Source organism: Paraburkholderia sp. GAS42 (genome assembly GCF_050436565.1).
Classification (GTDB): domain Bacteria; phylum Pseudomonadota; class Gammaproteobacteria; order Burkholderiales; family Burkholderiaceae; genus Paraburkholderia.
In genome coordinates, this window is the sequence record NZ_JBNDML010000048.1 from 1 (window position 1) to 12107 (window position 12107).

Annotated in this window: 13 protein-coding genes; 7 read left to right on the plus strand and 6 right to left on the minus strand. The window is 61.4% G+C overall.

The genetic code is table 11. The features are described 5' to 3' along the window. Positions 1-204: 204 nt before the first annotated feature. Entirely contained in the window at positions 205-1110 is a 906-nt protein-coding gene (locus tag P3T16_RS34225) for a LysR family transcriptional regulator (RefSeq protein ID WP_429345590.1), read from the minus strand. 95 nt (positions 1111-1205) lie between these two features. Here P3T16_RS34225 and P3T16_RS34230 point away from each other — a divergent pair, with 95 nt between their 5' ends. The 5 genes from P3T16_RS34230 to aroE are packed head-to-tail and all read left to right on the plus strand — an operon-like array spanning position 1206 to position 5058. Next, the gene (locus tag P3T16_RS34230) at positions 1206-2156 is read left to right on the plus strand and encodes a ketopantoate reductase family protein (RefSeq protein WP_429345591.1); all 951 of its coding nucleotides are present in this window, start codon (positions 1206-1208) and stop codon (positions 2154-2156) included. Further along, entirely contained in the window at positions 2153-2545 is a 393-nt protein-coding gene (locus P3T16_RS34235) for a VOC family protein (RefSeq protein ID WP_429257316.1), read from the plus strand. Before P3T16_RS34230 ends, P3T16_RS34235 begins: the two co-directional genes overlap by 4 nt. A 1-nt stretch (position 2546) precedes the next feature. After that, positions 2547-3005, plus strand: a complete 459-nt coding sequence (locus tag P3T16_RS34240; RefSeq protein ID WP_429257315.1) for a MaoC family dehydratase — start codon at positions 2547-2549, stop codon at positions 3003-3005. Then, positions 3005-4225 (plus strand): CaiB/BaiF CoA transferase family protein, encoded by a 1221-nt coding sequence (locus P3T16_RS34245; protein ID WP_429345592.1) that lies wholly within the window; start codon positions 3005-3007, stop codon positions 4223-4225. Before P3T16_RS34240 ends, P3T16_RS34245 begins: the two co-directional genes overlap by 1 nt. Next, positions 4225-5058 (plus strand): shikimate dehydrogenase, encoded by an 834-nt coding sequence (gene aroE, locus P3T16_RS34250; RefSeq protein ID WP_429345598.1) that lies wholly within the window; start codon positions 4225-4227, stop codon positions 5056-5058. Before P3T16_RS34245 ends, aroE begins: the two co-directional genes overlap by 1 nt. A gap of 140 nt (positions 5059-5198) precedes the next feature. Here aroE and P3T16_RS34255 read toward each other — a convergent pair whose 3' ends face one another. Beyond that, entirely contained in the window at positions 5199-6023 is an 825-nt protein-coding gene (locus P3T16_RS34255; RefSeq protein WP_429345593.1) for a hypothetical protein, read from the minus strand. 315 nt (positions 6024-6338) lie between these two features. After that, positions 6339-6716, minus strand: a complete 378-nt coding sequence (locus P3T16_RS34260; RefSeq protein ID WP_429345600.1) for a hypothetical protein — start codon at positions 6714-6716, stop codon at positions 6339-6341. Here P3T16_RS34260 and P3T16_RS34265 point away from each other — a divergent pair. Then, positions 6597-6872, plus strand: a complete 276-nt coding sequence (locus tag P3T16_RS34265) for a transposase (RefSeq protein WP_429345599.1) — start codon at positions 6597-6599, stop codon at positions 6870-6872. The two genes, P3T16_RS34260 and P3T16_RS34265, sit on opposite strands and share 120 nt — an antisense overlap. Positions 6873-7065: 193 nt before the next feature. On the opposite strand, the gene P3T16_RS34270 is transcribed toward P3T16_RS34265, so the two are convergent. The 3 genes from P3T16_RS34270 to P3T16_RS34280 all read right to left on the minus strand — a co-directional run bounded on the left by P3T16_RS34270 (position 7066) and on the right by P3T16_RS34280 (position 10877). Next, entirely contained in the window at positions 7066-7410 is a 345-nt protein-coding gene (locus tag P3T16_RS34270; RefSeq protein ID WP_429345594.1) for a DoxX family protein, read from the minus strand. A 1426-nt stretch (positions 7411-8836) separates the two neighbouring features. After that, positions 8837-9481: a hypothetical protein gene (locus P3T16_RS34275; RefSeq protein WP_429345595.1), complete on the minus strand. Its 645-nt coding sequence runs from the start codon at positions 9479-9481 to the stop codon at positions 8837-8839. Positions 9482-10016: 535 nt separating this feature from the next. Then, the gene (locus P3T16_RS34280) at positions 10017-10877 is read right to left on the minus strand and encodes a DMT family transporter (RefSeq protein ID WP_429345596.1); all 861 of its coding nucleotides are present in this window, start codon (positions 10875-10877) and stop codon (positions 10017-10019) included. 100 nt (positions 10878-10977) lie between these two features. On the opposite strand from P3T16_RS34280, the gene P3T16_RS34285 reads away from it, so the two are divergent. After that, on the plus strand, positions 10978-11901 hold the full coding sequence (locus tag P3T16_RS34285) for a LysR substrate-binding domain-containing protein (protein ID WP_429345597.1): 924 nt from the start codon (positions 10978-10980) through the stop codon (positions 11899-11901). The last annotated feature ends 206 nt before the right edge of the window (positions 11902-12107 follow it).

The window sequence follows — 12107 nt, forward strand, 5'->3', positions numbered from 1 at the left end:
AACCAGCGTTACATCTTGCATGATGGCCTCCCAGGAAAAGAGAACACCCTACCGCACTACCCGCGCGCAGGGCGGGGGTGACCATCTCATTACTCGCGCATGGGGAGTTCGCGTTGTGGAAGACGTAAGCGCGAGACCTGTTCTCCGCACAGCAATAAGGCAGAGCCTCTCAGGACGCCGCGACAAACGCAGTCCCGCGAAAAGTCACCGCAAACTGCTGAATAGCTGAACCACCAGATCGCGCAGCCAGCGATTTCCCGCTTCGTGGTGATAGCGGGCGTGCCAGTGCTGCCGCACCGCAAATCCCTCCACCGGTATCGGACACGGATGCACCGACAGGTCATTCACCGTCGCCAGCGTCTCGCCGATATGCCGCGGCAGCGTGGCAATCAGGTCGGTGCTCTTGATGATGGCCCCGAGCCCGAGAAAACCCGGCAGCTCGAGTACAACGTCCCTCTCAACGTGCTCGCGCACAAGAGCCTGCTCCAGCAGTTGCGCCCCGGTCCCTGCCACGATGGCGACATGGCCTTCCGCGCGGTACTGCTTAAGCCCGACCTTTCCGCGCACGCGCGGATGATGCTTATTCATCAGACACACCCAGTCCTGCGTGTACAACTGCTGCTGGTAAATGTTGCCGCCGAGCCAGGGCACGTGACCGATCGCAAGGTCTGCCTCACCTGATTCCAGCGCGCGTTCGGTATTGCCGTCGATCCTGGCCGCTTCGAGGCGGATCCCCGGCGCCTGCGCGCGCACGTGCGCCAGCATTCGAGGAAGCAACGTGATGTGGCTCGCGTCGGTCATGCAGATGCGGAACCGCCGCTTTGCGGTGGTGGGATCGAATGCAATCTCCCACGCAAGGAAGCGCCGCAGTGATTCAAGAATCTCCCTGCACGGGCCGATAAGCGCATCGGCTTGCGGCGTCGGTGCCATACCGCCAGGCGTACGTATGAACAGCGGGTCTTGCAGATGCTCCCGCAAACGCCCGAGCCAGATGCTGATCGTCGGCTGACTCTGTCCGAGCTGCTCCGCGACGCGTGTGACGCTGCGGACATCGTAGAGAAGATCGAAAAGCTGCAGCAGCTTCAGATCGGGGAGTTCTGCCGGGTTCATAGCAATATTGTCTGGCGCAATGACGTCATTGTATCCATTGCATTGCGGACATGAGCGCCGAATCGTATCTTGATCTCCAGATTATGGAGACGACAGTGAAGATTGCGATTCTGGGTGCGGGTGCGCTGGGCTGCGCCATTGGCGCGGCGCTGACCGAAGGCGGCAACGAAGTCTGGCTGCTGAACCGCTCGGCGGCACACATAGAGGCCATGCGACGCGATGGTCTATGCGTAGACGATGCGAACGGCTCGCGTCGCGTGAAAGTCCGCGCGGCGACGCGGGCCGCGGAGGCCGGCGCCGTCGATCTGGTCGTCGTGCTGGTCAAGTCATTTCATACCGATGCGGCGATGCGCGGCGCCCTCGCGCTGATCGGACCCGACACGCTGGTCCTGTCGTTGCAGAACGGCCTTGGGCACGAAGATGTGCTCGCCGACATCGTGGGGCGCGAGCGCGTGCTGGCCGGCAAGACGTACGTCGGCGGCGTGATGCGCAATCCGGGGCACATCGAGTCCGGCGTCGCCGGCAAGGCGACTTACATCGGCGAACTCGATGGCCGGATCACCTCCCGCGTGACGGCGATCGCTGAAACCTTCAACGCCGCCGGACTGGCCACCGCGGTCAGCGACAACATCGTCGGCACGATGTGGGACAAGCTGCTGGTCAATGTCGCAACCGGCGCGCTGACGGGCACCACGGGCCTGACCTACGGTCAGCTTTACGACGAACCGCTTCTGAAGACGGCGGCGCTCGCAGCGGTCGCCGAAGCGATCGCGGTCGCCCAGGCCGCAGGCGTAACGCTCTCCACCACCGATCCCGAACGCCCGTGGACCCTCGCCGGCGAGGGACTATCCGCCACCTTCAAGACTTCGATGCTGCAAAGCCTCGAAAAAGGCTCCATCACCGAAATCGACTTTATCAACGGCGCGGTCGTGCGCTGGGGACAACGGCACGGCGTGCCGACGCCCGTCAACGCGACGCTGGTGGCGTGCATCAAGGGCATCGAGCGCGCCATGACCGACCGACAACACAGGGAGACAACCGCATGAACGGCAGCAAGGCTTATCTGGAGCATGTCGCCATCTGGGTGAAGGACATCCACTGGCACATCCGTTTTTTCGAAGACGTTCTCGGCATGACGATGCGCGAGGTCGACGGCACCGTCGAGGAACCCCGTCAGTACTGGACGCTCGGCGGTCTGCAATTCATCCATAACCCGCAGCATGACGCGCCTGAAGGCCGCCTGGGCCACCTGGGTGTCATGTGCGAAGACATGGAGGCCGCGCTGGCTGCCGCGCAAAAGTATGACGTCAGCGAAATGCCACAGGGACGCAACTGGTTGCGCCTGCCGGACGGCCTTGCTGTCGAACTGATTCAGGCCAGGCCTGCCACCCGCGTCGCGCAGGCGCTGGCGATCAATCCGCGTTCAGAGGTGTGACATGACGATCATTGAAAAATACTGGGATAACGCCCGCGAAGGCGACGAGTGCGTGAGCCCAACCTATACCGTAACCAAAGAACGCATCCTGGCCTACGCCGACCTCACGGGCGATCACACACCGGTTCATGTGGACGAGGAATACGCGAACGCGAGCCACTTCGGTTCGATCGTCGCACACGGTCTGTTTGGCCTGTCTATCGCCGATGGGCTCAAGACGCAAAGCGACTACCGCTTCCTGCCCGGCATGTCGCTCGGGTGGACGTGGGACTTCAACCTGCCGATCAAGGTCAATGACGTGCTGCATGTCAAGTTCCGCGTGGGCGCGATGCGGGCAAGCAAGAGCCGTCCCGACTGGGGGATCGTCGTACTGCCGTCCGAACTGATTAATCAGGACGGAAATGTCGTTCAGCATGGCGAGCATCGTCTGATGGTGCCGCGCCGACCGGGAGCATTCTGATGCAAGCACGTCCTCTCGAAGGTATTCGCGTCGTCGATTACAGCCATTTTCTGGCCGGTCCGTATGTTGGACGCTGTCTCGCGGCGCTAGGCGCCGAAGTCATCAAGGTTGAGCGTCCTGGCAGCGGCGACGCAGGGCGTCAGCACGCGACTGTGCTCGACGACGAACAGAGCGGCTATTTCCTGCAACTCAACATGGGCAAGCGCGGTGTCAGCGTCAACATGCGAGATCGGCGCGGCAAGGAATTCATGCAGCGGCTGTGCGACTCGGCAGACGTATTCGTCGAGAACTACCGGCCGGGTGCACTGAACAAGCTCGGGCTGGGTTATGACGAACTGTCCGCGCGCAATCCGGGCCTCGTCTACTGCTCAATCTCGGCCTACGGCCACACGGGACCCGATGCGCATCGCGCCGGTTTCGGCCTGATTGCCGAAGCGAAGAGCGGGATCATGCAGATGATCGGCACTCCCGGTGAACCGCCGCCGCTGATGCGTATTTCGCTCGGCGACATGTACACCGGCATTCACGCGGTGGCCGCGATCAATGCCGCGCTGCTTGGTCGCGTGAAGAGCGGCCGCGGTCAGCACATCGACATGGCGCTGTACGACGCGCTGGTGTCGATGCATGAATACGCGGTGCAGTGCTACACGATGCAAGGCATCGTCCCTGAACAGACTGGTCACGACATGCCCACGTCAACGCTCTACGGCGTGTTCCGTGCCGCCGACGGCGACCTCGTGATCGCAGCGCAGGTGGACGACGCGTGGCAGCGCTTCGCCGCCCTGGTCGAGTCGCACGGCGGACCGGACGGTTTTGGCACCGACACACGCTTTCACACCCTCGCGGGACGCAATGCGAACCGGTTGGACATTCTGTCCGTCGTGAAGCCCTGGGTGGCAAACCGACCCGTCGCACAGGTGCTTGAACTGCTGGATGACATCGACGTGCCTTGCGCGAAGGTGCAGCGCATCGACGAAGTGCTCGCCGATCCGCAGATCGTCGCGCGAGGCATGGTGGTCGAGCAGGAGCACCCGCGCTACGGCAAGTTGCGCCTGCCGAACCTGCCGTTCCGTTTCTCCGACTGCGACACGACGATCCGCGAGGTCGCGCCCGATCTCGGTCAGCACAACGCGGAAGTGGCGCAATCGCTGGGCTTCTGCGCAGCCGAGATCGACGCGATGCAATCTGATGGCGTGTTGTATTCGAAAGTGAGGCCATGATGACTGACCAGTATGCAGTGATTGGCAATCCGATCGGCCATACGAAATCCCCGCTGATCCACGGTCTCTTTGCGCAGGAGACGCAGCAGGACATGTCCTATACGGCAATCGAAGGTCCACTGGAGCCGCAGAACGCATTCGCCGAGACCGTGCGCGCGTTCATCGCAGCGGGCGGCAAAGGCATGAACGTGACCGCGCCGTTCAAGCTGAAAGCATTTGCAATGGCCGGCGAACGCAGCGAACGGGCGGAACTGGCTGGCGCCGCCAATGCGCTGAGCTTTAAGGACGGCCGGATCATCGCCGAGAATTTTGATGGCGTCGGCCTGGTGCGCGATATCGAAGTCAACCTGAGTTTGCCGATGGCCGGCAAGCGCGTGCTTATTCTCGGCGCGGGCGGCGCACTGCGTGGCGCATTGCTGCCCTTCCTTGCCGCGCGACCCGCCGAACTGGTCGTCGCTAACAGAGATATCGCAAAGGTCAAGGCGCTGGTCGCACGGGTCGCTACGAGCGGTCCGCTGGTCGCCTGTGGATACGGCGAACTTGAAGCGATGGGACGGTTCGATCTGGTGGTCAACGCGACGTCGGCCAGTCTGACCGGCGATCTGCCGCCGGTTCCACCGAGCGTTTTCAGTCCCGCGGGTGCGGCATACGAACTCGCCTACGGCAAGCGGTTGACGCCCTTCCTGAGACTCGCGCGGAATGCGGGTGTGCAGAGTGTCGCGGACGGAGTCGGGATGCTGGTGGAGCAGGCAGCAGAAGCATTCGCATGGTGGCGTGGTGTACGCCCTCAGACGGGTGCCGTGATCGACCGCCTGACGGTTCCGCTCGAGTGAAAGGCCCAGGAGGTCAGGCGATGACACCCGAACAGTATCGATACTGCAGCTTCGAGGTCGACGGGCGATGTGAAGCGAGAGATCCTCGCCTCGCAATCGGCGGGGCTCGAAAAGGCACGTCTGGGAAAAACGCGTCCGGATCAGATGGGTTTGTCGCTCGCCGGCTTGCCGAAACGGGTAGGCGCTTTCTCGCCGTCCTTTTCGAAGTCGCTATACGTCCAATCGAATTTCGCGGTCGATGTCGCGAGCGAACGGCTCAGTCCAACGCCGTATTCGGTCAGATACGTACGACGCGTCTTGTTCTGGATGATGCCGTCCCTGGTGTCCTCGCAGTCGAGGTCGATCGCCTTGCCGGTCAGCGCGGCGTTGACCTGCGAAGCCGGATAGTAGTGGCCTGTGTGACAGCTCGACACGGTAGTGCGGAAGTTGGCGATTTGAACCGTCGTGCCGATCTTGAACGTCGTGGTGTACGTTGTATCTTCCTTTGGTGCATCGAACGCGAACTGGTTATTGTCGCTGTCATGCACGACGAACGGAATGAAGGCCATCGTCTGCGAGTATGAAGCCGTCTCCTGTTTCAGGCTGTACATGTTGAGGTACGAAAGGCTGAACGTCGCGCCGCTCGGTACGTCGTTAGCTGACGTCTCGAGCACTTGCTGGACCAAACCCGTGTCCTTCGCGTTAATCAGCGTGGCTTTGAAATCGTTCTTCATCGCGACGGCACCGACGTGCCCTGACAGCGTGCCCGACATTGTCAATATCTTGAACGGCAGCGTGTGCGCACCAGGAGCGGGTAGTTTGTCGCGCACCCCAGTGGGCAATGATTCGATGCTGAAGTGCGTCGCGAGATACCCTGGCTTGTCGCTAGCTATATCCTTAACGGACACGAACTGGACGCACCCGGACAACAGTCCGATGGATGCCAATGACACGCCGGTCAGGGCGCTGGTCTTCTTGATCTGCATACTCTATCAATCCTCTATCGACTTATCGCAACCCGAGTGTTTCCGTGCGCGCCGGCTAACGCGCTGCAAGATGGGCGCGCCGATCTGCATATCGGCACCCGAGCATGAATCTTTAGGGTGCTGTCGGTGCGCACTGGTATTGTCACCAATCTGGAAGAGTCGGCCCAACTGCAGCTTTTGGGCTGGATGCTGTCTCATGCGGTGTGCATACGTACGTAGCTCGAAACTCGTGAGCGGGCGATCGGCGACACGCGACCCAGAGGTGTCACACGTCCAGCTCCGGAGCCGTCATTCGAAGCCCAGCAGCGCCGCAACCTATGCGCAAGTGCGTGACGGGAATGCCGGCGAATCACGAGCGATCAGGTCAAGCATCTGGACCCGGCGGCTGTCGACCAGCTGCACCTGCCAAACGACGTGGCGCTCGCGGTTCAGGCGAACGTCGCGGTCATCACGACGCTCTGCGAACAGATCAATATCGTGGAAAGGCGTCTTCGGGAGGAAGTCGCGCCACATCCCGACTACGCCCTGCTGACCACGGTGCCCGGCATTGGCCGAACGCTTGCCACCGTCATCGTGCTGGAAACCGGGACCATCGACCGTTTCGCCAGCGCCGGTAACTTCGCTTCCTATGCGCGGTGCGTGGACAGCCAGCGCATAAGCAACGGCAAGAAAAAGGGTGAAGGGGAAATCCATACCTGTGCTGGGCGTTCATCGAGGCGGCCAACTTTGCGCTGCGCTATAACGACGAAGCCAAGCGCTTCTATGAGCGCAAAAAGGCCAGAACAAACACCGTGGTCGCGCGCAAGGCACTGGCACACAAGCTGGCGCATGCGTGTTTCCATATGCTGAAGGAGCAGAAGCCATTTGATGTGACTCGCTGCTTTGCATAAGGGTTACGACGACGACCGGCACGTGACGCACGTGATCAAATTGGAGTTGCTCCAATGCGGCTATCCATGTGCGTATTTCAAGTACATGCAGCACGGATTGCCCGCGCGGCCTGTTAGCGTCCCGGGCTCACTCGCCTGGTGGCGAGCAGGCCTCAACCGCGGAGCGCCACAGTAACCACAACGAGAGCCGAGAAGATCAACGCCGGGGCGAGATGCCCGAACGGCTCCCGGTTTCGTAGCAACGTGAAGAGCACGGCGACCAGGATCGCACCGGCCAGCGTCAGGCCCAAAACTCTGGTTTGTTGTCCAAAAAGAAGTGCCGCGCACAACAGCTCAAGAGCGCCGCAGAGCAAATGAAACCATGCCGGGTAACCCCAGCGTGCGAAGTCGCGCTTCACCGCGCCGCGTCCTGCGAGATTGACCGCCCCAGCAACCGCGAACAGAACCGCTATGATCATCGCGAGAATCGACTCGAAAGATGCACTGTTCCACGCCATGGTCATGCTCCGTTGCTTTGCTGAAAGTGCTTTTGCACGGCAATGTGCTGATTGTTTTTTTATGTGATTTCAAAAAAGCATAGCCCGACGCCCCAGACCCGGCGGTCTGTCGCAATACATCGTTGACCCTGAATCGCCTACAGCGGTAGTCGGCCTGTCGCGCGCTCGATCAGCAGAGGGGCCACTGACAGCCGGCGATCCGGTGCTCCCCGCGACCGTCCGGGCCTGGCCGAACCCCCTTCCACGACGAACTTCCGTAGCCGACCCGTTGCCGACATTCGGCAGGTAGGCAGCGTGAGCCTGCTTCCGAATTTGTAACCGGATAACAACAACCTTTGCGTGATGTAGCAAACGCTCGAATGTGCTGCTACGTCACCCCGGCTTCTTCACATGAATGGTATTGGGTAGCAAACTTTTACCCGGCGCTTCGATTGCCTTGCGACGTCCGTCGTTTAGAGCTTCCGCTTCTTTTGTCGTGTTAGTCGCAAGCCATCCCCGGATTTGCCTTATTTCCGCGTCAAGGTTTTGGGCAGGTTCACAAATAGATCATTCTCTTTGCATCTTTTACCAGTTCGACCCCCGCCTCGCCTGGCGCAGGTCCTGTCGGATCGTGTAGGCCCATGCTATGTGCACGATCCCACAATTCAATTCGGGTTCGGCCTAACAGGCACAGCGAATGCTGGCTATCCATCGGTTCTGGCAGTGTCTGTCACGAGCGTTTTCATAGCTCAAGGCTCACGATAGAAAACCTGGTACACCGCTCGCATTGCCGTGGCGGAACCAGGGGAACACGCAGAACGGTCAAACGAAACCGCACGCCGACCGGTGCGTCACTTGCCAGATGGTTCCGGCGGCTTCACACACCTGGTTCGGGATCCCGCGGCTCATTTCGATGAGCACTCCGCAAGGGGACGGCACATGAAAGTAGTGAATGGAAGGATCAGACGAAACGATCCGAAGCGTGTTGAAATGTTCAGACAGTTCGAGCTTGCGCATTCGGGTGCAGGCCGCCCCGATGCAGACATCAAGGCCGCACCGCCTGCGCGGGGCAGACGCCTTGTGCTTTGGGTTGCGTCGGCAAGCGCATTGGCTGTCGGGGTCATGGGTATCATCGCGTATGGCGATCGGTTCGACTATGATCAGGCGCTCGAGATCATCGGACCCACGTCGCCAGCGCGACTCACGTCTTGGTCCGGTCATGTCGCACTATCATCGTCGCCTCCCGCTCGCGGAACCGCGGTTGCCAGTGCTGAGCTCGCCCCGCCTGTGTCTTCCGCTCCGTCCGATCACCGCGCTGGACCTACTGCGGATTCTGTTGCGCCGCAGTCGGTTACACGAGGGCCTGGTCAAGCAAGCTATGCCGCCACACAGAATCGCCGCCATTGGGCGCCGCACGTGAGCGCAATCGCGCGGCATGCGCCCGGGATCACCCCACCCACATCGCCAACGCAACAGGCGTCTTCGTCCGGTCATGTCGCGAGATCATCGTCACCTCCTGCCCGGGGAGCTGCAATTGACAGTGCTGAGCTCGCCCCGCCCGTTTCTTCCGCTTCGTTCGATCACCGCGGTGCACCTTCTCCGAATTCTGCTTCACTGCAGTTGGCTGAAGGACAGCCTGCAGGCGCTCACGGCGGAGGCGGTTCGGGCGCAGACGGTTCGGGCGCGGGCGCAGGCGGTTTGGGCGCAGGCGGTCACGGCGCAGGCGGTTCGGGTGCAGGCGCAGGCGGTTCGGGCGCAGGCGCAGGCGGTTCGGGCGCAGGTGCAGGCGGTTCGGGCGCAGGCGGTTCGGGCGCAGGTGCAGGTGCAGGTGCAGGCGGTTCGGGTGCAGGTGCAGGCGGTTCAGGTGCAGGTGCAGGCGGTTCGGGTGCAGGTGCAGGCGGTTCAGGCGCGGGCGGTTCAGGCGCGGGCGGTTCAGGCGCAGGCGGTCACGGCGCAGGAGCAGGCGGTTCGGGCGCAGGCGCAGGCGGGAACGGCGGGGGCGGGAACGGCGGGAGCGGGAACGGCGGGAGCGGGTCAAGGTAATCGGCCGCCTTGTTTTCACCCGCCCTTTCGTGCAAGAGACGAAGGTCATGGCGGCTACCGGACGGGTAATCACAATTTGTATGGAACATGGAGCGTGAGATCCCTTGCGTATGTCCATCCCTCTAGCGGAAGCTCCGATGGCTGTATGCAGCCGGCCGCCCCGTTCGGGGCAACACTGAGAGGCAAATGTTAGCTGCCGAAGCGCATCGGCCATATGGGCGTCCATTTGCTCAGGCAGAGGAATGACGGGAACTGCCCGGTCACTGCCTGTCGTCGATGGACCGCACGCGACCCTGACGGGACATTCACCGCGTTGCCCGCGGCCGTCGGCTTACGAACTGCGGATTCAACCGGTGGATGCAACAGATTGGTGAAATCGTTCGGCGGGCGTCTCGTAGTTCAGGGTCTTTCTTGGACGCTCATTCCGCCGCCGCGTCGGCACGCTCAGTCTGCGCTGATACCACAGTCGCCCTGACACATATGTGCCTCGGACACCGGTCGAAATGATTCGACGAAAGCCGCCATACTCAACTGAGCGCCGATCGCGTCCGCGAAGCGGCAGCTGGCATCGCGCGCCGCCGGCTCTACAGCAGATACACCCCCGCGAAGATAGCCGCCATTGCGAGCAGATCGAGTGGTCGCATCGGTTCGTGGCCGATCGACAATCCCAGCAGCAAGGCAATGACAGGCGGGATATATGTCACGCTGGAAGCCGCGACCGCGCCGAGCCGCCTGACGATGAAGTAATACAGAATGTAGGCGACTCCGGTTCCAGTCAGCCCGAGACCCAGGACGAGCCCAAGCGCGGCACGCGTGTCACCCGTTACACGTGCCATACCGTGGAAGTCTGTGACGCCGCTGATCACAACGAGCGCGAAACCGATCTGCCAGGTCGACAGCGCCAGCGGTGAAAGGTCGAGGCTGGTGAGAAAGCGTCGCGCGTAGACGAACGAGCATCCGACGCTCAGCGAGCCGGCGACCATGTAGGACACCCCGAGCAAATTGACGCCTGCGCCGTGCGCATTCCACGGCTGCGCGATCAGCAGCACGCCGGCGAATCCACTCGCGATGCCGACGATCATCCGCGCGGTCGGGCGTTCCTGCCGCAATAGCACCCAGGCGACGACAAAAGAAAACAGCGGGATCGCGCCGCTCAGCATGCCGGCCACGCTGGACAGAAGCAGCGCGGCCCCCTTCGCGAATGCGTAGTAGTAGACCACAGTGGCGAGAAGCGACATCACGAAGAAATGATGCGCGTGGCGCAGATGACGCCATTTCAGCTCACCACTGAACAGCGCCATGGCGAGGATTGGCAGGAAGCCGAACAGCGTCCGAAGAAATACGATCTGGGATGCCGATATGTCGACGCTCGCCCACTTCATGAACATGAAGTTGGTGCCCCAGATGAGGCCGAGCGCGGCGAAGGCGAGGTAGGCGGGGTTCATGGCGATAATCTCGATGGAGAGCTTAGAGTCTTGATTGTCTTCATGCCGCCTATGCGCTACAAATGATTTAATTTCTTCCATGCAATAGAAAAACTGCGCTATGCAACCCATTCCTCCAATGAAAGCCTTGGTGGCTCTGGAAGCTGCCATGCGGCTCGGCAGTTTTTCTCTGGCTGCCCAGGAACTGAACGTGACGCCCGGTGCGGTGGGCCAGCAGATCCAGAAGCTCGAAGACTGGCTCGGTGTCGCCCTGTTCGTACGGCAGATACGACAGGTAACGCCGACCGTGGAAGGTCGCGCGTATTTCGCACGGATCCAGCCGGCGCTCCTGGAGATCATCCATGCCAGCCGCCGCCTGCGGGAGCGTCACAACAAGGGCGTTCGGCTATCGATGCCGCCGAGCTTTGCCGCAAAGTGGTTCGCCCCTCGAATGGCCGACTTTCTGCAAGCTCACCCGGGAATCGCATTGAGCTTGAACACGACCACCACGCTTGTCGATTTTGAATTCGACGCCGTTGACCTCGCGGTCCGATATTTCGACGGCATCGATCCGCAACTCGCGGTGCAACTGCTTTACACCGACGAGGCACGTGCATACTGCAGCCCGGCTTACGCGAAGAAGTGGAAATTGAAGCGACCCGAAGATTTTCAATCCGCGACGCTGCTTCACAACACGCTGCATCCTCACTGGAGGGTGTGGCTGACACGCTTCAGCAGTCTTGCCGATGCGCAGATCGAGGCGATCAACGGCATTCAGTTCGACCAGTCCTTGATGGCAATCGAGGCGGCCGTGCACGCGCAAGGGCTGGTCCTGACAAGTCCCATCTTGGTGGAAGCCGAGCTCGCTGAAGGGTCGCTTGTTGAACCGTTCGACAAAGCGCTGCCGTTGTCCAACGGATACTATCTCGTACACCCCAAGGCGGAAGAGCTTCAACCAGCGGTGAAATCGCTGCAAGCGTGGATGGCTGAGAGGATGGCTGCCAGGAGCACTCCCCTGGATTCCGGTCAGGCAACACATCGATGACTCGAAGCCGTTTCCCCGCGAATGGCGCTTGGCCCAACAACAACGGACGTTTTTCGGTTGGGGATGACGGACCGCTCCTGGCCGGTCTCTGCCTGACGGCCACTGGCGCTACCCGTTAAGGGTTGTTCGACGCCTGCCCTTGTCTGCTGCACCATGAGGGCACGATGACGCATGCGGGCAGGCGTTGGACAAGCCTCGAGGGAGGA